The sequence below is a fragment of the Vagococcus sp. WN89Y genome, from assembly GCF_052220145.1.
Classification (GTDB): Bacteria; Pseudomonadota; Gammaproteobacteria; order Enterobacterales; family Enterobacteriaceae; genus Kosakonia.
Map to the genome: position 1 here is coordinate 111548 of NZ_JBQPOM010000070.1, position 22436 is coordinate 133983.

At 55.9% G+C, this 22436-nt stretch carries 17 protein-coding genes and 3 tRNA genes; 6 read left to right on the forward strand and 14 right to left on the reverse strand.

Annotated features, from left to right (window positions below):
• Window positions 1-70 precede the first annotated feature (70 nt).
• From hflC to nnr, 9 genes are all read right to left on the reverse strand, one after another.
• On the reverse strand, window positions 71-1075 hold the full coding sequence (gene hflC / locus ACTU3N_RS21240) for a protease modulator HflC (protein ID WP_443088117.1): 1005 nt from the start codon (window positions 1073-1075) through the stop codon (window positions 71-73).
• A gap of 2 nt (window positions 1076-1077) precedes the next feature.
• Window positions 1078-2334, reverse strand: coding sequence for an FtsH protease activity modulator HflK (hflK, locus tag ACTU3N_RS21245; RefSeq protein WP_443088118.1), 1257 nt, complete (start codon window positions 2332-2334; stop codon window positions 1078-1080).
• A gap of 68 nt (window positions 2335-2402) precedes the next feature.
• A complete protein-coding gene (gene hflX / locus ACTU3N_RS21250; RefSeq protein WP_443088119.1) occupies window positions 2403-3683 on the reverse strand; it encodes a ribosome rescue GTPase HflX in 1281 nt (426 codons plus the stop codon).
• A gap of 75 nt (window positions 3684-3758) precedes the next feature.
• Window positions 3759-4067, reverse strand: coding sequence for an RNA chaperone Hfq (gene hfq, locus ACTU3N_RS21255; RefSeq protein ID WP_443088120.1), 309 nt, complete (start codon window positions 4065-4067; stop codon window positions 3759-3761).
• Between the two features lie 100 nt (window positions 4068-4167).
• Window positions 4168-5118 carry a tRNA (adenosine(37)-N6)-dimethylallyltransferase MiaA gene (gene miaA / locus ACTU3N_RS21260; protein ID WP_443088121.1) on the reverse strand — a complete coding sequence of 317 codons (951 nt, stop codon included), beginning with the start codon at window positions 5116-5118 and terminating at the stop codon, window positions 4168-4170.
• Window positions 5111-6964, reverse strand: coding sequence for a DNA mismatch repair endonuclease MutL (gene mutL / locus ACTU3N_RS21265; RefSeq protein ID WP_443088122.1), 1854 nt, complete (start codon window positions 6962-6964; stop codon window positions 5111-5113). The genes miaA and mutL overlap by 8 nt, the downstream gene beginning before the upstream one ends.
• A 9-nt stretch (window positions 6965-6973) precedes the next feature.
• Entirely contained in the window at window positions 6974-8293 is a 1320-nt protein-coding gene (gene amiB, locus ACTU3N_RS21270; RefSeq protein ID WP_443088123.1) for an N-acetylmuramoyl-L-alanine amidase AmiB, read from the reverse strand.
• A 16-nt stretch (window positions 8294-8309) separates the two neighbouring features.
• Window positions 8310-8771, reverse strand: a complete 462-nt coding sequence (gene tsaE / locus ACTU3N_RS21275; RefSeq protein ID WP_443088124.1) for a tRNA (adenosine(37)-N6)-threonylcarbamoyltransferase complex ATPase subunit type 1 TsaE — start codon at window positions 8769-8771, stop codon at window positions 8310-8312.
• A complete protein-coding gene (gene nnr, locus ACTU3N_RS21280) occupies window positions 8764-10290 on the reverse strand; it encodes a bifunctional ADP-dependent NAD(P)H-hydrate dehydratase/NAD(P)H-hydrate epimerase (protein WP_443088125.1) in 1527 nt (508 codons plus the stop codon). The genes tsaE and nnr overlap by 8 nt, the downstream gene beginning before the upstream one ends.
• On the opposite strand from nnr, the gene queG reads away from it, so the two are divergent.
• The gene (queG, locus tag ACTU3N_RS21285) at window positions 10289-11428 is read left to right on the forward strand and encodes a tRNA epoxyqueuosine(34) reductase QueG (protein ID WP_443088126.1); all 1140 of its coding nucleotides are present in this window, start codon (window positions 10289-10291) and stop codon (window positions 11426-11428) included. The two genes, nnr and queG, sit on opposite strands and share 2 nt — an antisense overlap.
• A 269-nt stretch (window positions 11429-11697) precedes the next feature.
• Here the strand turns inward: queG and ACTU3N_RS21290 are convergent.
• From ACTU3N_RS21290 to orn, 4 genes are all read right to left on the reverse strand, one after another.
• Window positions 11698-11773: transfer RNA gene (locus ACTU3N_RS21290), tRNA-Gly, on the reverse strand.
• Window positions 11774-11844: 71 nt separating this feature from the next.
• A tRNA-Gly gene (locus tag ACTU3N_RS21295) sits at window positions 11845-11920 on the reverse strand.
• A 72-nt stretch (window positions 11921-11992) separates the two neighbouring features.
• Window positions 11993-12068, reverse strand: a tRNA-Gly gene (locus ACTU3N_RS21300).
• Between the two features lie 254 nt (window positions 12069-12322).
• A complete protein-coding gene (gene orn, locus ACTU3N_RS21305; protein WP_443088127.1) occupies window positions 12323-12868 on the reverse strand; it encodes an oligoribonuclease in 546 nt (181 codons plus the stop codon).
• Window positions 12869-13054: 186 nt separating this feature from the next.
• On the opposite strand from orn, the gene rsgA reads away from it, so the two are divergent.
• From rsgA to mscM, 3 genes are all read left to right on the forward strand, one after another.
• The gene (rsgA, locus tag ACTU3N_RS21310) at window positions 13055-14110 is read left to right on the forward strand and encodes a small ribosomal subunit biogenesis GTPase RsgA (RefSeq protein ID WP_443088128.1); all 1056 of its coding nucleotides are present in this window, start codon (window positions 13055-13057) and stop codon (window positions 14108-14110) included.
• Window positions 14111-14207: 97 nt separating this feature from the next.
• On the forward strand, window positions 14208-15185 hold the full coding sequence (gene asd, locus ACTU3N_RS21315) for an archaetidylserine decarboxylase (RefSeq protein ID WP_443088129.1): 978 nt from the start codon (window positions 14208-14210) through the stop codon (window positions 15183-15185).
• Between the two features lie 23 nt (window positions 15186-15208).
• A complete protein-coding gene (gene mscM / locus ACTU3N_RS21320; protein ID WP_443088130.1) occupies window positions 15209-18541 on the forward strand; it encodes a miniconductance mechanosensitive channel MscM in 3333 nt (1110 codons plus the stop codon).
• Between the two features lie 103 nt (window positions 18542-18644).
• Here the strand turns inward: mscM and epmA are convergent, their stop codons facing one another.
• A complete protein-coding gene (epmA, locus tag ACTU3N_RS21325) occupies window positions 18645-19622 on the reverse strand; it encodes an elongation factor P--(R)-beta-lysine ligase (RefSeq protein WP_443088131.1) in 978 nt (325 codons plus the stop codon).
• Window positions 19623-19916: 294 nt separating this feature from the next.
• Between epmA and frdA the strand changes: the two genes are divergently transcribed.
• Together frdA and ACTU3N_RS21335 are read left to right on the forward strand one after the other, a co-directional pair.
• The gene (frdA, locus tag ACTU3N_RS21330; protein WP_443088132.1) at window positions 19917-21707 is read left to right on the forward strand and encodes a fumarate reductase (quinol) flavoprotein subunit; all 1791 of its coding nucleotides are present in this window, start codon (window positions 19917-19919) and stop codon (window positions 21705-21707) included.
• Window positions 21700-22434, forward strand: a complete 735-nt coding sequence (locus tag ACTU3N_RS21335) for a succinate dehydrogenase/fumarate reductase iron-sulfur subunit (protein ID WP_443088133.1) — start codon at window positions 21700-21702, stop codon at window positions 22432-22434. The genes frdA and ACTU3N_RS21335 overlap by 8 nt, the downstream gene beginning before the upstream one ends.
• Window positions 22435-22436 lie beyond the last annotated feature (2 nt).

A 22436-nucleotide genomic window follows, 5' to 3' on the forward strand; every position in this document is an offset into this window, starting at 1 on the left:
GTCCTTATAAAAAGAAAACCACCGCCAGAACAGGCGGTGGTTTTTATCTTTCAAACCCGCTGGCGCTATCTTAGCGTGTCGCGGATGTTGGTGTCTTCATATAACGGAAGAAATCGTTCTCCGGGCTGAGCACCATCACATCCTGGTTGCTCTCGAAGCTATTTTCATAAGCGCGCAGGCTACGAATAAAGGCATAGAAGTCCGGGTCCTGGCTGAAGGCATCAGCAAACAGCTTCGCGGCTTCTGCATCGCCTTCACCGCGCAGGATACGTGCCTGACGCTCGGATTCCGCCAGCGTTTTGGTCACTTCGTAATCCGCCGCGGCGCGCAGTTTCTCGGCCTCTTCCTGACCCTGTGAACGGTGGCGACGGGCAACCGCTTCACGCTCAGCGCGCATACGGTTGTAAATCGCTTCCGACACTTCGGCAGGCAGGTTGATCTGCTTAATGCGCACATCCACCACTTCAATACCCAGCGCAGCCATACTGTTCGGGTTGATAACCTGGACTTTACCGTTGGTTTCTTCCGTCACACGTTCGGCGGCTTTGGCGATAGCGTCATCCGCCGCTGGCGTTGACACTTCATCTTCCGTGCCCGCAGAACCGGAGTTCAGCGCGTCGCGAACTTCCAGCGTTAAACGACCGCGGGAATCGGTGACGATATCTTTCACGTCCAGGCGGCCAATTTCAGAACGCAGACGGTCAGAGAACTTACGTTTAAGCAGCACTTCGGCCTGGGAGACGTCGCCACCACCCGTTGCCAGGTAATAACGGCTGAAGTCGCTGATACGCCACTTGATATAGGAGTCGACGATCAGGTCTTTTTTCTCTTTGGTCACAAAACGGTCTGCCTGGTTATCCATGGTCTGGATACGGGCATCAAGCATTTTGACCGACTCGATAAACGGCAGTTTAAAGTGCAGGCCTGGCTCAAACACCAGCGGCTTGTTTTCATCGTCGCGCAGGACTTTGCCAAAACGCAGAGAAATGCCGCGCTCGCCTTCTTTCACCACGAAAATAGAGGTGTAGAGCACTACCAGCACGATGATGATGATCGCGATAACTGACTTACGCATCGTTATTCCCCCTGACGCTGGTAGTCGTTACGCTGCGCATTCACGCGGCGTTGGTCCATGATATCGCCCGCAGATGTTGCAGGCGTGCGATCGGCGCTGTTGCCAGAGTTAGGCGCAGGCGGCAGGCGCAATAAGTTGTTCGCGCCACTGCTGTCACTCTTTGTTGCAGGCGCATTACCGCCTTTCAGCATTTGATCCAGCGGCAGAACCATCAGATTGCCGCCCTTATCATTCACCAGCACTTTACGGGTGTGGCTCAGCACTTTTTCCATGGTTTCGATATACAGACGCTCGCGGGTGATTTCCGGCGCAGCTTTGTATTCCGGCAGCAGCTTGGCGAAGCGCGCCACTTCACCCTGTGCTTCCAGGATGGTCTGCGTTTTATACGCGCGGGCTTCTTCAAGAATACGCTGTGCCTGACCGTTCGCACGCGGCTGCACTTCGTTGGTGTACGCTTCCGCTTCACGGATATACTGCTGCTCGTTTTCACGCGCGGCAATGGCGTCATCAAACGCGGCTTTCACTTCTTCCGGCGGACGAGCGGCCTGGAAGTTGACGTCCAGCAGGGTGATGCCCATGTTGTACGGGCGAATCGTCTCTTCCAGCTCGCGCTGGGTATCGCTACGAATCACCGTACGGCCTTCGGTCAGGATACGATCCATGGTGTATTTACCGATAACGCCGCGCAGCGCGCTGTCCGTCGCCTGGCGCAGGCTGTCGTCGGCGCTGGTCACGCTAAACAGATAACGCTCCGGGTCGGTCACGCGGTACTGCACGTTCATTTCTACGCGCACCACGTTTTCGTCTGAAGTCAGCATCACGCCAGAGGCCGCCAGTTCGCGCACGGACTCCACGTTGACGGGCGTCACTTCATCAATAAAGGTCGGTTTCCAGTTCAGGCCCGGCTCCACCAGATGGCTGAACTTACCGAAACGTGTCACCACGCCGCGTTCCGCTTCTTTGATGGTATAGAAACCAGTCACTGCCCAGATGACTACCGCCGCAACAACAACAATACCGATAACACGCCCGCCAATCGGTGGACGCGAACCAGAGGTCCCAGGGGTGCCGCCGGTGCCTTTACCACCGCCGAAACCACCGAGTTTTTTGCTCAGTTTACGGAAGATATCATCCAGATCGGGAGGCCCTTGCTCGCGGCCTCCTTTATTGTTTCCATTTCCCTCAGAGTTGCCGCCGGGTTTGCTGCTACCCCACGGGTCGCGGTCTTGTCCGTTATTACCGGGCTGATTCCACGCCATGTATGTGCTCCATATATAATTTGCGGTGTTATACCCCAAAAGGGGAAAAACCCTCAGGCCGTTGCCGATCAGACGACGTATTCTTCGAGTGCCGGCTCTTGTTTACAGAGTCGACGCCAGTCGACGATTGGCATACGCACCTGCATACCCACGCTGCCATCATCTTCCATCCACTCTTTTTCTATTGCCTGAAGCTGGTAAAACCGGCTGCGCAGGCGCCCTTCCTGTGGTGGCAAACGCAGCGTATGCTGCGCGACTTCACCGGCAAGACGCTCTGTCAAAGCCTGGAATAACAGTGGTACGCCAGTTCCTGTCTGGGCGGAAAGCCAGACCCGAACTGGTTTATTCTCTTCATCCCTGTCGATACGCGGTTCAAAATCATCCAGCATATCTATCTTGTTCATCACCAGCAGTGTGGGGATATCGTGTGCTTCAATCTCTTCGAGCACGGTATTCACTGCGTCGATGTTTTCCTGGACACGCACGTCGGCCGCGTCAATTACGTGCAGCAGCAGCGTCGCCTGGCGCGTCTCCTGCAAGGTCGCTTTAAATGCGGCGACCAAATCGTGCGGCAGATGGCGAATAAAGCCGACCGTGTCCGCCAGCACGGTTTCACCGACATCCGCCACGTCAATACGGCGTAGCGTCGGATCCAGCGTGGCAAACAGCTGATCCGCCGCGTAAACCTGCGCTTCGGTTATCTGGTTAAACAACGTGGATTTACCGGCGTTGGTGTAACCGACCAGCGAAACCGTTGGAATATCGGCCTTAGTACGGGAACGACGCCCCTGCTCGCGCTGTTTTTCAACTTTTTCAAGACGCGAGAGAATCTGAGTAATACGATTACGCAGCAAGCGACGGTCGGTTTCGAGCTGGGTTTCACCCGGACCACGTAAACCAATCCCGCCCTTTTGTCGTTCAAGGTGGGTCCAGCCACGTACAAGACGCGTTGCCAGATGGCGCAACTGCGCCAGCTCAACTTGTAATTTCCCCTCGTGCGTACGGGCACGCTGGGCGAAAATATCTAAAATCAGGCCTGTGCGATCGATAACACGACATTCGCACAATCTTTCCAGGTTACGTTCCTGGGCTGGGGTCAGCGCATGATCAAAGAGCACGACGGAAGCACCCGTTGCTTTTACGGCGTCTGCAATTTCAACTGCTTTACCTTCACCAACAAAGTACTTGGGGTGCGGTGCTTTACGGCTACCGGTAATCACCTGCATTGCTTCGACACCGGCGGAAGAGACCAGAGATTCAAACTCCTGGAGATCTTCCATATCTTTGTCTTGCGAAAAATAGATGTGTACCAGTACCGCCTGCTCACCGGCATCATAACGGTCAAACAAGCGTAAACCCTCAATAAAGATCGACGGGGAACCCGGAAAACCTGGCTCCCCGATAGAGATAAACGGCAGCCAACCTTATTCGGTTTCTTCGCCGCCTTCCGGCTGAGCAGTGCCCTGCACATTGCTACCATGATGGTAGTTACTGCCAGTACCGCCGCCCGCGTTATTGCTGTGATGAGAAACCGGACGAGATGGAACAACAGTAGAAATTGCGTGCTTGTAGACCATCTGACTGACCGTGTTTTTCAACAGGATCACGAACTGATCAAAAGACTCAATTTGCCCTTGCAGCTTAATACCATTCACCAAATAAATTGAAACTGGAACACGTTCCCGACGCAATGCGTTCAGGAACGGATCTTGTAAAGATTGCCCCTTAGCCATTCTATCTTTTCCTTATATGCTTGTTTTGTACTTAGAACCCGAAGGTTCTGAAAACTGCGTAAAAAATTTGCGTACGATACGAATAACTTAATTGTACACATCAACCCGCGATAGCACTAACAACCTGTAACACGTCCCGGTAAGACTTTTCTGGCTTTTCACTTTCCAGCCAGTGGACGCCCTCCCAACCACGTAACCAGGTCATCTGTCGCTTGGCTAATTGCCTCGTAGCGCAAATCCCTCGATAAACCATTTCATCGTAAGGTATTTCACCCTCCAGATAAGACCACATCTGGCGGTAACCCACACAACGAATGGAAGGCATATCCGTATGCAAATCTCCGCGAGCAAAAAGCGCCCGCACTTCTGCTTCAAAACCTGAAGCTAACATCTGATGAAAACGCTGCTCTATTCTTTGATGGAGCAGTTCACGGCTCGCCGGGGCGATGGCGAACTGATGCACCTGGTAAGGCAGAGCGTCTCCTGACGTTTGCGTCAGATCCGTTAAAGTTTTACCCGAAATGAAAAAAACTTCCAGTGCCCGGGAAAGCCTTTGAGGATCATTTGGATGAATCCGCGCTGCCGCAACGGGGTCTATCTCCCGCAACTGCTGATGCAACGCTTCCCATCCGTGCTCTGCCGCCTGTTGTTCAATTTTCGCTCTAATTTGCGCATCGGCTGGCGGTAAGGGGGATAACCCTTCCAGCAGCGCCTTAAAGTAGAGCATGGTACCGCCCACCAGCAGGGGAATTCGCCCTGCATCGGTTATCTCTTTCATCTGAGCCAGCGCATCGCGACGAAAATCGGCGGCGGAATAAGACTCAGACGGATCGAGAATATCCAGTAACCGGTGGGGAGCTGCCTGAAGTTCAGCGGCATCAGGCTTGGCGGTACCAATATCCATTCCCCGATAAATAAGGGCTGAATCAACGCTTATCAACTCAACTGGCAAAACTTTACGTAGCGCGATGGCCAGCGCCGTTTTGCCTGAGGCGGTTGGCCCCATCAAAAAAATCGCCTTCGGCAGGCCTGTTTTATTCAATTCACTCATGTTTCAGGGCGTTCATCGCCACTTGTAGATCGACAGGTTGTAACAATCCGTCGGGTGGATTTTTCACCAGCTGCGGGCAAAGCCTTTCGACATCGGCCAGCAACGTTATCGCCTGCGCCACGCTCCACTGTGCATGATCGCTGACCAAATGGCGTGCCAGCCAGCTGGCGACATTCACCGACTCAATACTTGCCTGCTGCGCCAGGTAGCCTATCAGTTTCGGAATCAAGTTTTGTAAATTTTGTTGGCGCAAGGGTAAAGGCACCGCGCGGATGGTCACATGGTGTCCATCAGGCACAAATTCGATACCCATTTCAGCAAGCGTTGCCTGCGCCCGTTGCAACGCTTCGCGCTCGTCAGGCGAGATTTTTAAACGCACCGGGATAAGCAGCGGTTGCGCGCAGGCTGGCCCGTGTCCCGCAGAGAGTTGGGCATGGCGCAACCAACGCTCCGCAACCGGCAGCGCCAGTAAAGCCAGCCCGCCGTTGCGCTCAAGTAGCGCATACTCCGGGGGGATAATCGTCAACACCCGGCCAAAGCTGTGGCTGTGGCCGTCCAGCGCGGGCGCAGAGGGCTGCGGCGCTTCGCTTTTGCGCTCAGCCACCGGCGTCTCCAGCAACTGACGATACAACGCGCCCTGCTGCTTTTGATAGCCAGGCTGCGCATGCGGGTATGATGGCTGCGATGAACTGCGCGATGGCGCAGGCGTTGACGGCGCGCTATAGCGCGCAGGTTCAGGCTCGCGAGCCACCGCCGGTTGCGCAAACTGATTGCGCCCGGCTGCAACACGGTTTTCCGGTAACGCGCGCGGTGCGGGTTCCTCTGCCAGCGGCAGCGGCGTCTCCAGCTGCTGTTGCAACACGCTCAACACGCCCTGGTAGATAAAATCGTGCACCAGGCGAGACTGATGAAAGCGCACTTCGTGTTTCGCCGGATGCACATTCACATCCACCTGATGCGGATCTATTTCCAGATAGAGCACAAATGCGGGTTGCTGATCCACTCCAAGCTTATCTTCACAGGCCTGGCGAATCGCGTGGTTAATCAACCGGTCACGCATCATGCGCCCGTTCACGTAGCAATACTGGATTTCGCTCAATGCGCTGGTGGTGCTTTTCGGATCGGCCACCCACCCGCGCAACGCCAGGTCGCCGTGCTGCCATTCAATGGCCAGCGCCTGTTCAAGAAAAGCCGTGCCGCAAATCGCACCAAGGCGGCGCTCTTTCTGCCCACCGGCGGCAACGGCGCGATACTGGCGCACCATCTTGCCGTTGTGCGTCAGGTTAATGGTGACGTCAAAACGCGCCAGCGCGATGCGGCGGATTATTTCATCAATATGATTGAACTCGGTCTTTTCCGTGCGCATAAATTTGCGCCGTGCTGGCGTGTTGTAAAAGAGATCCAACACTTCCAGCGTGGTGCCCGGCGGATGCGCGGCGGGTTTAACCGTCACCGCCATGTCACGCCCTTCGGCGTAGGCTTGCCAGGCTTCCTGCTGATCGGCGGTGCGGGAGGTCAGCGTCAGGCGGGAAACCGAGCTGATACTGGCCAGCGCTTCACCGCGAAAACCGAGACTGATAATGGCTTCCAGATCGTCAAGCGAGGCAATTTTACTGGTGGCGTGCCGCGCCAGCGCCAGAGCCAGCTCATCTTTTTTAATGCCTGAACCATTATCGCGAATACGGATAAGCCTGGCGCCGCCGCGTTCGATATCAATATCAATACGCGTCGCGCCCGCATCAAGGCTGTTTTCGACCAGCTCTTTGACCACCGACGCAGGGCGTTCCACCACTTCGCCAGCGGCGATTTGGTTCGCAAGCTGTGGAGGCAGAACCTGAATCGGCATATCGTTTCCTTAATTAATCAAGCTCTTTCCCGGCGCTGCCGCACTCGCCGTTTGCGGCGCTCCACCCTGCGGAGCAGACTGCAACGGATGGGCAAGGAAATAGTTGCGCAGGCCGCTGTAAATGGCTTCGGCAAGCTGTTGTTGGTATGCATCGCTCGCCAGCAGCCGCTCTTCGCCGCGGTTACTGATAAACCCCGTCTCGACCAGAATGGAGGGGATATCTGGCGAGCGCAACACGCCAAGGCTCGCGTGCTCCGGGCGGCGCTTATGTAACCCGCCAATACGCTGCAACTGGCTCAGCATCGTAGTGGCAACATCATACCCTACGCGCTGAGAATGGCCGAATTGTAAATCCAGCACCGCCTGGCTGAGATACGGGTCTGCCTGGCTGTTGGCGAGCACGTCCCCGGCACCGCCCAGCAGTTCAGACTGCTTCTCATGCTGCTCCAGCCAGCTTGCCATCTCGCTGTTAGCCCGGCGGTTTGACAGCACCCACACCGACGCGCCCGTCGCCTCGCGGTTTGGCGCGGCATCTGCGTGAATGGAGACCAGGAAGTTAGCATTCTGTTTACGCGCCACGTCAGAGCGCCCCATCACCGAGATAAAATAGTCGCCATCGCGGGTCAGCACCGGTTTAAACATCGGATCATCATTGAGCAACGCGCGCAACTTGCGCGCAATCGCGATGGTCACGTTTTTCTCTTTTGTCCCCCCGGCACCAATTGCGCCAGGATCCTGGCCGCCGTGACCGGCATCGATAGCAATCACCACCTGCTCGCCGGACGCCATGCGCCGCTGCGCCGCCGGGCGTGTTGTGGTATTGCTGCTGGTCACGCTGGTAAGACGATCGTTATCCGTGTTGAAAGGGTTGCGCACCGGTTGCTTCGGCTGCGGTGGCGGAGTTTCAGCGCGCTGCACAACGGCTTTAGGCGGCGCTGGCGGTACGTCGGCATCGATGGTAAACACCACTTTATACCCTGGGCCGCTTTGCTGTTTCACCGCACGGGTTTTGCCATTTTGCGTTAAATCCACCACCAGGCGAATCGACTGATTATCTTGTGCGGTTCCGGCGCGAATGCTTTTTACCAGATTATTACCGCTGAACTGTAATGGCAGGCCCTGAATGATACCGGTCTGTTTAATATCCAGCGCAACGCTACGTTTACTCTGCTGGGTAAAAGCATAATCAGGATCGCCCATAAAACTGAACGTGATCCGGGCCTGACTATCGCCGTTGGATACCTGAATATCCGCCAGACTTGCCGCTCCGGCTTGTGTACTCAGCAGCAACAGCGCCGCCACCAACCAACTTTTTGCGCGATTAATCATCCCGTCATCCTTCCCGTTAGCCCGCCATACGCGCCAGCAATGATTCGCCAGAAGAGGATACCGCGCTGATGCGCGCCTCACGCCCCTGTGCCTGGTAATCTAAGTGGATTTCGACATCCGGGTCAGGCAGGACACCCGCACCTTGCTGCGGCCACTCGACCAGGCAAATTGCGTCGTTGGCAAAATAATCGCGGATCCCCATAAACTCCAGCTCCTCCGGGTCCGCAAGACGGTACAGGTCGAAGTGGTACACGGTCAGCTTGCCGAGCGTGTACGGCTCCACCAGCGTATAGGTTGGGCTTTTCACGTTACCGTTATGGCCTAAAGCCTGTAAAAATCCCCGGCTGAAGGTGGTTTTACCTGCGCCGAGATCGCCATACAGATAGAAAACCGTCGCGCCATCGCAGGCCTGCGCCAGTCGTTTGCCGAGATCCAGCGTCGCCTGCTCGTCAGGTAAAGGAATCACTCGATTAATCATCTTTTATATCAATTACATCCGGGTTAACAACACGCATAAGCGTGGTAAATAGATCGGTCGCCAGCATACCGCGCGTACCATAGCGCTGCGCTAACTTCTCCGCCGCCGCGCCATGTGCAACGGCACCGGCGCACGCCGCGTCATACAGACTGAATTTTTGGGCCAGTAGCGCGCTGATAATACCGGACAACACATCGCCCATGCCGCCGCTCGCCATACCCGCGTTACCGGCATCCACAATGCCCAGCGCGCCCTCTGCGCTTGCCACCACCGTGCCAGCGCCTTTGAGCACCACCACGCCAGCGTACCGCTGTGCCAGACGCTGCGCGGCAAGTAAGCGATCGCTTTCAATGTCTGCCACGCTGCAATTAAGCAAACGCGCGGCCTCGCCAGGGTGCGGCGTTAGTATGCGATTGTGACGTTTATCGGGGTTGATTGCCAGAAGGTTCAGCGCATCTGCATCCCATAACATGGGTTTACGAAAACTCTCGACCTTTTGCAGCGCTTTTTTGCCCCACTCCTGCAGACCAAGACCAGGGCCAATCGCGACCACATCGGCCCACTCCAGGCTTTGTTCCAGCGACTGAGCCGTTAACTCCTGCACCATCAGTTCAGGACGCGCAGTAATAATGGGGGCGATGTTCTCTGCTCGCGTCAGGATACGTACCAGGCCCGCGCCCGTACGCAGCGCCGCCTCACCGGTCATACGGATAGCGCCCGCCGTGCCGTGATCGCCGCCAATAACCACCAGCCGACCATGATCGCCTTTATTGGATGTTGGGCAGCGCGGCGTAAACCAGAGCGCCAGTTGGCTGGCATCATAGCGAGAAAGCGGCGGCTGCTGGCCGCTCAGCCAGCTTTCCAGCCCCAGCGCGTGGAAGTGCAACTGACCGACCACATCCCGCGCCTTGCCGGTGAGCAGGCCCGGTTTCAGCGCGATAAAGGTGACGGTGTGGCGCGCCTGAATCACTGCGCCCGGCGTCGCGCCGGTTTGCGCTAGCAGCCCGGAAGGGATATCCAGCGCCAGCACCGGTGCCGGGTGAGCATTTGCCTGGTCAATCAGTGTGGCCACATTATCACGGGGGGCGCGCGCAAGCCCGGTGCCCAGCAAGCCATCAATAATTAAGTCTGTCTCTTCCGGCCACAAAATATCTGGCGCATGAATAATCCCCCCGGCATTCAGCCACGCATCGCGCGCCTGCTCTGCCTCTTCGGGTAAAGGCTTTTCGCTCTCCAGCGCCAGCAGTGTGACCTGGATACCGGCGGCGGCGGCCAGCCTGGCCACGACGTAACCGTCGCCGCCGTTATTACCGTGGCCGCAGAGGATCAACCAGCGCGACGCGTCGGGAAAGTGTTGCCGGGCCACCTCGAAGGCTGCTTCTCCGGCGCGTTGCATCAATTCATAAAGCGTTATACCCAGGCTATCTGCCGCCTCGCGCTCTAAGCGTTTAAGGTCGTAAGCCGGCCAGATGGAGTGTGGTATACTTGCTGAGATTTTCTTCATTGTATGGTCCGTCATGTCACAGCCCCTCGATCTCAATTATTTAGCGCAACAAATCAAACAATGGGGCACTGAACTCGGTTTTCAGCAGGTCGGTATCACCGACACGGATCTTTCTGCCAGCGAGCCTAAGTTGCAGGCATGGCTGGATAAACAATATCACGGAGAGATGGCGTGGATGGCGCGTCACGGTATGATGCGCGCTCGCCCTCATGAGCTTCTCCCCGGCACGCTGCGCGTAATTAGCGTGCGCATGAACTACCTTCCGGCGCAGGCGGCCTTTGCCAGCACGCTGAAAAACCCTTCGCTCGGTTATGTCAGTCGCTACGCGCTGGGCCGCGATTATCATAAGCTGCTGCGTAACCGCCTTAAAAAACTCGGCGATATGATCCAGCAGCAGTGTGCATCGCTGAATTTTAGACCTTTTGTGGATTCTGCGCCCATTCTTGAGCGCCCGTTGGCAGAAAAAGCCGGGCTGGGCTGGACAGGTAAGCACTCACTTATCCTCAGCCGCGACGCAGGATCGTTCTTTTTCCTCGGCGAGCTGCTTATAGATTTGCCCTTACCTATTGATAAACCTGTTGAAGAGGGCTGCGGGCGCTGTGTGGCCTGCATGACCATTTGCCCGACCGGGGCGATTGTCGAGCCTTACACCGTCGATGCACGCCGCTGCATCTCTTACCTGACGATTGAGCTGGAAGGCGCTATCCCGGAAGAATTTCGTCCGTTAATAGGGAATCGCATTTACGGCTGTGATGATTGCCAGCTGATCTGCCCGTGGAACCGTTTCTCGCAACTGACCGAAGAGGATGATTTCAGCCCGCGCAAAGCGCTGCACGCGCCGCCGCTGACTGAGCTATTTAGCTGGTCGGAAGCGTGGTTCTTAAAGGTAACAGAAGGCTCTGCGATTCGCCGTATCGGGCACCTGCGCTGGCTGCGTAATATTGCGGTGGCGCTGGGTAACGCGCCCTGGGATGAGGCCAATCTTCGTGCGCTTGAGCAGCGACTGGGTGAGCACCCACTTCTTGATGAACACATACAATGGGCGATTGCGCAGCAAATCGCTAAACGAAATGCCTGCGTTGTGGAAGTGCAAAGCCCCAAAAAACAGCGGCTGGTGAGAGTGGTTGAAAAAGGTTTGCCGCGCGATGCCTGATTCGTCCACAGCTTGTGTATAAAATTAAAAACCCATTGCGTTTCAATGCCCACAATAAGGTCAAGCGATCGTATTAACAATTTAAAATGATATTTAATTTATATTTTTCAGTAAGTTAAAAATATATCATTCACTTTGCTAAGTTTTTTTTGGCTTAAGTACGCAAGAGGAACCTGTGGATAAGTCTGTTTGCAATATTTTGGCGAAGACAATAAAAAAATGCCCCAGCGTGCAATTACGCTGTGGATAATTTTATTCAGGTGAAGATTTGGAGCGGGAAACGAGACTCGAACTCGCGACCCCGACCTTGGCAAGGTCGTGCTCTACCAACTGAGCTATTCCCGCATATTCCTGGTCCGGCTGCTTGCCGAAACCCGGTTAATCTGGATGGTGCGTGCCTTGCGGCCTTTCAAATTTGGAGCGGGAAACGAGACTCGAACTCGCGACCCCGACCTTGGCAAGGTCGTGCTCTACCAACTGAGCTATTCCCGCATATTTCCTGGCCCGGCTGCTTGCCGAAAACCAGTCAACTGGATGGTGCGTGCCTTACGGCTTTTCAAATTTTGGAGCGGGAAACGAGACTCGAACTCGCGACCCCGACCTTGGCAAGGTCGTGCTCTACCAACTGAGCTATTCCCGCGTATCCCGATATTTCAGTCACTTGCAAACTGCCTGCGCTAAAATCTCGCGATGCCGTGATTAACATTTCTGTGTCTTCACGGGAGGCGCATTATACGAGAAATCCTTCCTGCTGCAAGCCCCCGAAAGCATTTTTTCGCTTTTTTTGTTTAAGTGATGATTTAATCGACAGAATGGGTAATTTTACGCCAATCCCGCGCCACCACAGGGCTACCGGGCAGCTGAACATGCGCCAGGCCCGGCGTATTTATCGCATTATAGTTTAATAAAATGCTCGCGGTAGTAAGCCAGTTCCGCCACCGATTCGCGGATATCATCCAGCGCCTGGTGCGTGTTCTGCTTCTTAAGCCCTTCCAGCACTTCCGGCTTCCAGCGACGCGCCAACTCTTTGAGCGTGCTGACGTCCAGGTAGCGATAGTGAAAATACGCCTCCAGCTCTGGCATATATTTAAAGAGGAAACGGCGGTCCTGACCGATACTGTTACCGCAAATCGGCGATTTTCCAGCCGGTACCCAGGCTTGCAGAAACTCAATTGTCGCCAGCTCCGCCGCGCGATCGTCAAACGCACTGGCTTTGACACGATCAACCAGACCGCTGCCCGTATGCGTACGCACGTTCCACTCATCCATCAAAGCCAGTTGTTCATCGGATTGATGCACCGCAATCACTGGCCCTTCCGCCAGGATATTCAGATTCGCATCCGTCACCAGCGTGGCGATTTCAATTATGCGATCTCGCTCGGGATCTAAGCCGGTCATCTCCAGATCGATCCAAATCAGGTTGTTTTCGTCTGCGCTCATGTTATTTTCCACCCTTCTCGTCATAATGAGTGTTGCATAAAATCATTCAAGATGCGTGGTGATTGCGCCGATGCTGACCGCTACAGGTCTGCGGGCGCCGTTAGCCAAAAGCAGTTTGAATAAAGTGTTAAAATTGCGTGTATCATAGTTGTTTTGCCTGTCAGAGGCGACCAGGAGCCAGCACGATTGAGTAAAAATAAACTCTCCAAAGGACAGCAGCGCCGCGTTAAAGCGAACCATCAGCGCCGATTGAAAACGTCTGCGGAGAAAACTGACTACGATGACAACCTGTTCGGCGAACCGTCCGAAGGGGTGGTGATTAGCCGCTTTGGTATGCATGCCGACGTGGAATCCGCCAACGGCGAGGTGCATCGCTGCAATATTCGCCGCACTATTCGTTCGCTGGTCACCGGCGATCGCGTCGTCTGGCGTCCGGGCAAAGAAGCGGCGGAAGGCGTCAACGTCAAAGGGATTGTTGAAGCCGTACACGAGCGCAAGTCAGTACTGACGCGCCCCGACTTCTATGATGGCGTCAAACCCATCGCCGCCAATATTGATCAAATCGTGGTGGTCTGCGCTATCCTGCCGGAGCTGTCGCTGAACATCATTGACCGCTACCTTGTGGCGTGTGAAGCGCTGGAAGTTGAACCGCTTATCGTGCTCAACAAAATCGATCTGCTGGATGAAGACGGCATGGACTTCGTCAATGAGCAGATGGATATTTATCGCCACATCGGTTATCGCGTGCTGATGGTGTCGAGCCATACGCAGCACGGTCTGGATCCGCTTGTTGAGGCGCTAACCGATCGTGTGAGCATCTTTGCCGGTCAATCGGGCGTAGGGAAATCGAGCCTGCTCAATGCGCTGCTTGGTTTACATGAGGAGCAGATCCTCACCAACGACGTTTCCGATGTTTCCGGTCTTGGCCAGCATACCACCACCGCCGCGCGCCTTTATCACTTCCCGCAGGGCGGTGATGTGATTGATTCGCCTGGCGTTCGCGAGTTCGGCCTGTGGCACCTCGAAGCGGAACAAATCACCCACGGATTTGTCGAATTCCATGACTATCTGGGTCATTGCAAATACAGGGATTGTAAGCATGATACCGATCCTGGCTGCGCTATCCGTGAAGCGGTAGAAAAAGGCGAAATCGCGGAGAGCCGTTTCGACAACTATCACCGCATTCTGGAAAGCATGGCGCAGGTAAAAACGCGTAAAAGCTTTTCTGAATCCGACGACTGACAACGACGCTTCACATCCCTGAATCGTCCCTTTTTGCTAAAGATCCGGCGTCTGGGCGCGGGATCAGGAACGACAAAATAACGGCCTGGAGGCTACCTTGTTAAACTCACTTAAACTTTCGCTGCAATACATTCTGCCGAAACTGTGGCTCACTCGCCTGGCGGGCTGGGGCGCAAGCAAACGTGCGGGCTGGCTGACCAAACTGGTTATCGATCTGTTTGTGAAATACTACAAGGTCGATATGAAAGAGGCGCAAAAGCCGGACACGGCAAGCTACCGCTCGTTTAACGATTTCTTTGTGCGCCCGCTGCGCGATGAGGTGCGCCCGCTGAATACAGACCCGAACGTGCTGGTGATGCCGGCAGACGGCGTGATCAGCCAGCTGGGAACCATTGATAACGACAAGCTTTTGCAAGCCAAAGGGCACAATTACAGCCTTGAAGCGCTGCTGGCCGGTAACTACCTGATGGCCGATCTGTTTCGCAACGGCAGCTTCGTTACCACGTATCTCTCCCCGCGCGATTATCACCGCGTACATATGCCGTGCAACGGTATCCTGCGCGAGATGATCTATGTCCCGGGCGATCTGTTCTCGGTGAACCATCTCACTGCGCAGAATGTGCCGAACCTGTTCGCGCGTAATGAGCGCGTTATCTGCCTGTTCGATACCGAGTTTGGCCCGATGGCGCAAATCCTCGTGGGCGCAACCATTGTCGGCAGTATTGAAACGGTGTGGGCGGGCACCATTACGCCGCCGCGCGAAGGCATTATCAAACGCTGGACGTGGCCGGAAGGTGAACAAGAAGGCGCCGTGGCGCTGCTCAAAGGCCAGGAGATGGGTCGCTTCAAGCTGGGTTCAACGGTTATCAACCTGTTCGCGCCGGGTAAAGTGAAGCTCGCAGACACGCTGCAAAGCCTGTCGGTGACCAAAATCGGCCAGCCGCTGGCAGTCTCCACCGAACCTTTCGCACCGGCTGATGTGCAACCGGCTCCCCTGCCAGCAGACGAGATCAACGCAGAACACGACGCCAGCCCGCTGGTTGACGGTCGCGTTGACGACAAAGACGTAAGCTAATCCCTGACGAAAGGTAGACTGAAGTGCGCCTGATTATCACGTTTCTGATGGCCTGGTGCCTCAGCCTGGGAGCTGTCGCCGCGACGGCTCCCGATGCCCAACAAATCACGCAAGAGCTGGAGCAGGCCAAAGCGGCGAAGAATACGCCGGATCAAGCCGAAATCATTGAGATGCTCCAGTCTGCGCTCAACGCGCTCGCAGAGCGTAAAGCCTCTGCCGAGCGCGCAAAGCAGTATCAGGACGTTATTGATAACTTCCCCAAAACCTCCCGAACCCTGCGCGCGCAGCTCGATAGCCTGCGCGAAGAACCGAAAACAGTGCCGTCAGGCATGAGCAGCGATGCGCTGAATCAGGAAATCCTGCAAGTCAGCAGCCAGTTGCTGGAGAAGACTCGTCTTGCGCAGCAGGAGCAGGAGCGCGCCAGGGAAATCAGCGATTCGCTCAGCCAGCTACCGCAGCAGCAAACCGATGCGCGCCGTCAGCTTACTGAAGTGGAGCGTCGGCTGAACGCAGCGGCTGGCAACACGCCGCTGGCGCAGGCGCAAAATTTCAGCGCCCAGGCGGAATCAGCAAAACTGAAAGCCCTGGTGGATGAGCTGGAGCTGGCGCAACTGTCGGCCAATAACCGCCAGGAACTGGCCCGTATGCGCGCGGCGCTGGCACAAAAACAGGCCCAGCAATTGGACACCTGGCTACAGGCGCTGCGTAACCAGCTCAATAGCCAGCGCCAGCGTGAAGCAGAAGAAGCGCTGGAGAGCACGGAACTGCTGGCAGAAAATAGCGCGAATCTGCCTGAAAAAATTCTTGAGCAGTTCCGCATCAACCGCGAGCTGTCGCAGGCCTTGAATCAGCAGGCGCAGCGGATGGATCTGGTGGCCTCGCAGCAACGCCAGGCAACCGGCCAGACATTACAGGTGCGCCAGGCGCTCAACACCCTGCGTGAACAAGCGCAGTGGCTTGGCGTCTCGAATATGCTCGGCGAAGCCCTGCGCGCTCAGGTGGCGCGCCTGCCGGAGATGCCGAAACCCCAGCAGCTTGATACCGAAATGGCGCAACAGCGCGTGCACCGCATGCGCTATGAAGACCTGCTGAACAAACAGCCGCAGCTGCGCCAGATTCACCAGGCTGATGGCCAGCCGCTGACCGCCGAGCAGAGCCGTATCCTTGAGGCGCAGCTGCGTACCCAGCGTGAATTGCTCAATTCTCTGCTCCAGGGCAGCGATACGCTGATCCTTGAGCTGACCAAGCTCAAAGTCGCCAACAGTCAGCTGGAAGATGCGCTCAAAGAGGTCAACGAAGCCACCCACCGCTACCTGTTCTGGACGGCGGATGTCGGCCCGATAACCTTCAGCTGGCCCCTCGATATTGTGCAGGATTTGCGCCGTTTGCTGTCGTTGGACACTATCAGCCAGTTGGGCAAAGCCACGGCGATGATGCTGACCAGCAAAGAGACGCTGTTTCCACTGTTCGGCGCGTTAGTGCTGGTTGGGTTCAGTATTTACTCACGCAGGCATTTCACCCGTTTTCTTGAACGTTCCAGCGCCCGCGTCGGCAAAGTCACGCAGGATCACTTCTGGCTCACCATGCGCACGGTGTTCTGGTCGATTCTGGTTGCGCTGCCGCTGCCGGTGCTGTGGGCGACGCTTGGTTATGGTTTACAGCAAGCCTGGCCTTATCCGCTGGCGGTCGCCGTGGGCGATGGCGTCAGAGCAACCGTACCGCTACTGTGGGCGGTAATGATTTGTGCGACCTTCGCGCGCCCGAACGGGTTGTTTATCGCCCACTTCGGCTGGCCGCGTAAACGGGTCGCACCCGCGATGCGCTACTACGTGATGAGTATCGGCCTTATCGTTCCGCTGATCATGGCGCTGATGATGTTCGATAACCTCGACGATCGCGAGTTCTCCGCCTCGCTGGGCAGGCTCTGCTTTATCCTTATCTGCGGCGCGCTGGCGATGGTGACGCTGAGTCTGAAACGCGCCGGTATTCCGCTGTATGTGGATAAGTCCGGCAGCAGCGATAATATGCCAAACCACCTGCTGTGGAACCTGTTATTAAGCGCGCCGCTGATAGCTATTCTGGCGGCGGCGGTCGGCTATCTGGCCACCGCGCAGGCGTTGCTGGCACGCCTGGAGACTTCTGTCGCTATCTGGTTCACCTTGTTGGTGGTGTATCACATCATTCGCCGCTGGATGCTGATTCAACGGCGTCGTCTGGCGTTTGAACGCGCCCGCCATCGCCGTGCGGAAATTCTGGCGCAGCGCGCACGCGGTGAAGAGGAATCCCCTCACCCCACCAGCACCGAAGGCGTGGCAGATGTAGACGAACCGGAGGTCGATCTGGATGCAATCAGCGTGCAGTCATTGCGGCTGGTGCGTTCGATCCTGATGCTGGTCGCGCTGCTGTCGGTGATTGTGCTGTGGTCAGAAATTCATTCGGCGTTTGGTTTTCTGGAAAATATCCCGCTATGGGATGTCACCTCCACGGTCCAGGGGGTGGAAAGCCTGGAGCCTATCACCCTGGGCGCGGTGCTTATCGCTATCCTGGTGTTTATTATCACCACGCAGCTGGTGCGTAATCTTCCGGCGTTACTTGAGCTGGCGCTGCTACAGCATCTGGATCTCGCGCCGGGCACCGGGTATGCCATTACCACCATCACCAAATATTTGCTGATGCTGTTTGGCGGGCTGGTGGGCTTTTCGATGATTGGCATCGAGTGGTCGAAGCTGCAATGGCTGGTGGCCGCGCTCGGTGTGGGTCTCGGTTTCGGTTTACAGGAAATATTCGCCAACTTTATCTCTGGCTTGATCATTCTGTTTGAAAAACCTATTCGTATTGGCGACACGGTGACGATCCGCGATCTGACCGGCAGTATTACCCGTATCAATACCCGAGCGACAACGATTAGCGACTGGGATCGCAAAGAGATCATCGTGCCGAACAAAGCCTTTATCACCGAGCAGTTTATTAACTGGTCGTTGTCTGATTCGGTCACACGTGTGGTGCTAACGGTGCCTGCACCGGTCGATGCAAACAGTGAAGAGGTGACGCAAATCCTCTATACCGCCGCCGAGCGCTGCTCGCTGGTGCTGGATAACCCGGCGCCGGAAGTATTCCTCGTTGATTTACAACACGGGCTACAGCTGTTTGAGCTGCGTATCTACGCAGCGGAGATGGGCCATCGTATGCCGCTGCGCCATGAAATCCACCAGCTGATTCTGGCAGGCTTTCGCGAGCACGGTATCGATCTGCCCTTCCCGCCATTCCAGATGCGCCTTGAAAGCCTGGACGGTAAAAAAGCGGCGCGGACGCTCAGTTCTGCGGGTCGGCAAAACCGCCCGGCGGGGAGTGTGTAAGCGGCGAAGAAAAACAGTTTTCTGTTATCGCACCCGGTATAAACACATCGGCCCCGAACTTTCGGGGCCGATGTGTTTCATCAGGAGAGATTTCGCGGCGATATCAGGCTCTGTCGACGGTAAACGCAATCACATCAGCCAGGCTTTCGGCCTGCAATGCCAGCATTACCAGGCGGTCAACACCGAGCGCCACGCCGGAACAGTCCGGCAGACCTGCTTTCAACGCCTCCAGCAAATTCACATCCACCGGCTGCTGCGGCAAACCGCGCGCCGCGCGTTTGCGGTTATCCTGCTCAAAACGCTGCGCCTGTTCGCGCGCGTCGGTCAATTCGTGAAAACCATTCGCCAGCTCAATGCCCTTGAAGTAAACCTCAAAGCGTTCCGCAACGCGATGATCCTCGGTGCTGATCTGCGCCAGCGCCGCCTGGCTTGCCGGGAAGTGGAAGACGAAGGTTGGGCGATCTTTACCGATATGCGGTTCCACGCCCATAGTAAAGAGCAGTTGCAGCAATGTGTCGCGGTCTTCTTCGGTATCCGCGATATTGCTCAAATCGAGTTTCGCCGCGACCTCACGCAATTGATTTTTATCGGCTGAAAGCGGGTCGATTTCCAGATAGCGCTGAAATGCCTGCTGATAAGTCAGCGATTCCGCAGGCTGGCAATCCAGCACTTGTTGCAGCAAATCATCCACTTCATTCATCAAACGGTACATATCGTAGTGCGGACGATACCATTCGAGCATGGTGAACTCAGGATTATGATGGCGCCCCATCTCTTCATTACGAAAGCTTCTGCACAGCTGGAACACCGGGCCGCAGCCCGCCGCCAGCAGGCGTTTCATATGGTATTCCGGGCTGGTCATCAGGTAGAGATTAAGCCCCTGAGAATGGCCGGGGCCAACAAAACGGGTTTCGAACGGGACCAGATGAATATCGGTTACCGTCGCCTGGCTCATACAGGGCGTTTCCACCTCAAGTACGCCGCGATCGGCAAAGAAGCGACGGATCTCCGCCATGATTGCCGCGCGTTTTAACAAATTTGGGATGGATGCGCTCGGCTGCCAGGTTGCCGTTTCGCTCATGGTGCTTTCTCCGGTATCAAACAAGGGCACGAAGTCTACCCGCAACGATTCATGGAGACAAATTTTGCGCAAAAAAATTTCAATTATCTCGTCTATAAATAGAAGGTGATGATTTTCATCAAAGCAGATGATGCATTAGGCGAGAGAACCGCAAAAAAATCGAACACGTCAAATTTCCCTTACATCCATGAGGTTATACTGCGGTTACCCAAAAAGGAGCAGTGGAACATTTCCGCAACTACCTTCAAAGCCCAGGCTTATCGTTGCGGAACAACAATAATCTGGAGGAATGTCGTGCAAACTTTTCAAGCCGATATCGCTGTGATTGGCGCAGGCGGGGCAGGATTACGTGCCGCAATCGCTGCGGCGCAAGCCCATCCCAATGCCAAAATCGCACTGATTTCAAAAGTTTATCCCATGCGCAGCCATACGGTTGCCGCTGAAGGCGGTTCAGCCGCCGTCGCCCAGGATCATGACAGCTTTGAGTACCACTTCCACGATACCGTCGCAGGCGGTGACTGGCTGTGCGAACAGGATGTCGTCGACTACTTTGTGCACCATTGCCCAACAGAAATGACCCAGCTTGAGCTGTGGGGTTGCCCGTGGAGCCGCCGCCCGGACGGCTCGGTGAACGTGCGCCGCTTTGGCGGTATGAAAATTGAGCGCACCTGGTTCGCCGCCGATAAAACCGGCTTCCACATGCTGCACACCCTGTTCCAGACCTCTTTGCAGTTCCCGCAAATCCAGCGTTTTGACGAGCATTTTGTGCTGGATATCCTCGTAGATGACAACCATGCTCGTGGCCTGGTCGCCATGAACATGATGGAAGGTTCGCTGATACAAATTCGCGCCAACGCCGTAGTGATGGCTACCGGCGGCGCGGGGCGCGTCTATCGTTATAACACCAACGGCGGCATTGTTACCGGTGATGGTATGGGCATGGCGCTGGCACATGGCGTGCCGCTGCGCGATATGGAGTTTGTGCAGTACCATCCTACCGGCCTGCCCGGCTCCGGCATTCTGATGACGGAAGGCTGCCGCGGCGAAGGCGGGATTCTGGTCAACAAAAATGGCTATCGCTACTTGCAGGATTACGGCATGGGGCCGGAAACCCCGCTCGGCGAGCCGAAAAACAAGTACATGGAGCTTGGCCCGCGCGACAAAGTGTCGCAAGCGTTCTGGCATGAGTGGCGCAAAGGCAACACCATCTCCACGCCACGCGGCGACGTGGTCTACCTGGATCTTCGCCATCTTGGCGAGAAAAAGATCAACGAACGCCTGCCGTTTATCTGCGAGCTGGCAAAAGCTTACGTGGGCGTCGATCCGGTCAAAGAGCCGATTCCGGTGCGTCCGACCGCGCACTACACCATGGGCGGTATCGAAACCAATCAACAGTGCGAATCCCGCATCACCGGGCTGTTTGCCGTGGGCGAATGCTCCTCGGTCGGCCTGCATGGTGCGAACCGTCTTGGCTCTAACTCGCTGGCAGAGCTGGTGGTGTTTGGCCGTCTTGCGGGCGAGCAGGCAATGGCGCGTTCGGCCAGCGCCAGCGCCGCAAACAATGACGCGCTGAATGCTCAGGCTGCTGATGTGGAAAAACGCCTGAAAGACCTGGTCAACCAGGATGGTAATGAAAACTGGGCGAAAATCCGCGACGAGATGGGCGAAGCGATGGAAGAAGGTTGCGGTATCTACCGCACGCCGGAGCTGATGCAAAAAACCATTGATAAGCTGGCGGAGCTACAGGAGCGCTATAAACGTGTGCGTATTAGCGACACATCAAGCGTGTTCAATACGGATGTGCTGTATACCATTGAGCTGGGTCATGGTCTGAATATCGCGGAATGTATGGCGCACTCTGCGATGGCGCGTAAAGAGTCGCGCGGCGCCCACCAGCGTCTCGACGAAGGCTGTACCGAGCGCGATGACGTCAACTTCCTCAAGCACACCCTTGCCTTCCGCGATGCCGACGGCACCACTCGTCTGGAATATAGCGATGTGAAAATCACGACCTTACCACCGGCGAAACGTATGTACGGTGGGGAAGCGGAAGCCGCCGAGAAGAAGGAGACGAGCAATGGCTGAGATGAAAACGCTAAAAATTGAGGTGGTGCGCTACAACCCGGAAGTGGACAACGCACCGCGCAGCGCCTTCTATGACGTACCTTACGATGAGCAAACGTCGCTGCTTGACGCGCTGGGCTATATCAAAGACAACCTGGCGCCGGATCTGAGCTACCGCTGGTCCTGCCGCATGGCGATTTGCGGCTCCTGCGGCATGATGGTCAATAAAGTGCCGAAGCTGGCCTGCAAAACCTTCCTGCGCGATTACACCAAAGGCATCAAGGTTGAAGCGCTGGCGAACTTCCCTGTTGAGCGCGATCTGGTGGTGGATATGACGCACTTTATCGAGTCTCTCGAAGCGATAAAGCCTTATATCATCGGCAACTCGCGCACGCCGGATCAAGGGACGAACAAGCAAACCCCGGCGCAAATGGCGAAGTATCACCAGTTCTCAGGCTGTATCAATTGTGGTCTGTGCTACGCCGCGTGCCCGCAGTTTGGCCTGAATCCTGAATTTATCGGCCCGGCGGCGATAACGCTGGCGCACCGTTATAACCTGGACAGCCGCGATAACGGCAAGAAAGCGCGCATGGGGCAACTGAACAGCCAGAACGGCGTCTGGAGCTGCACGTTTGTCGGTTACTGTTCAGAAGTGTGCCCGAAACATGTCGATCCTGCCGCCGCTATTCAGCAGGGCAAGGTAGAAAGTTCGAAAGACTTTCTGATAACCACCCTGAAACCACGCTAAGG

Coding starts and splice junctions, on each gene's coding strand:
- hflC (WP_443088117.1), bottom strand. CDS start 1,075: ATGCGTAAGTCAGTTATCGCGATCATCATCATCGTGCTGGTAGTGCTC.
- hflK (WP_443088118.1), bottom strand. CDS start 2,334: ATGGCGTGGAATCAGCCCGGTAATAACGGACAAGACCGCGACCCGTGG.
- hfq (WP_443088120.1), bottom strand. CDS start 4,067: ATGGCTAAGGGGCAATCTTTACAAGATCCGTTCCTGAACGCATTGCGT.
- miaA (WP_443088121.1), bottom strand. CDS start 5,118: ATGAGTGAATTGAATAAAACAGGCCTGCCGAAGGCGATTTTTTTGATG.
- mutL (WP_443088122.1), bottom strand. CDS start 6,964: ATGCCGATTCAGGTTCTGCCTCCACAGCTTGCGAACCAAATCGCCGCT.
- amiB (WP_443088123.1), bottom strand. CDS start 8,293: ATGATTAATCGCGCAAAAAGTTGGTTGGTGGCGGCGCTGTTGCTGCTG.
- tsaE (WP_443088124.1), bottom strand. CDS start 8,771: ATGATTAATCGAGTGATTCCTTTACCTGACGAGCAGGCGACGCTGGAT.
- queG (WP_443088126.1), top strand. CDS start 10,289: ATGTCACAGCCCCTCGATCTCAATTATTTAGCGCAACAAATCAAACAA.
- nnr (WP_443088125.1), bottom strand. CDS start 10,290: ATGACGGACCATACAATGAAGAAAATCTCAGCAAGTATACCACACTCC.
- orn (WP_443088127.1), bottom strand. CDS start 12,868: ATGAGCGCAGACGAAAACAACCTGATTTGGATCGATCTGGAGATGACC.
- epmA (WP_443088131.1), bottom strand. CDS start 19,622: ATGAGCGAAACGGCAACCTGGCAGCCGAGCGCATCCATCCCAAATTTG.
- ACTU3N_RS21335 (WP_443088133.1), top strand. CDS start 21,700: ATGGCTGAGATGAAAACGCTAAAAATTGAGGTGGTGCGCTACAACCCG.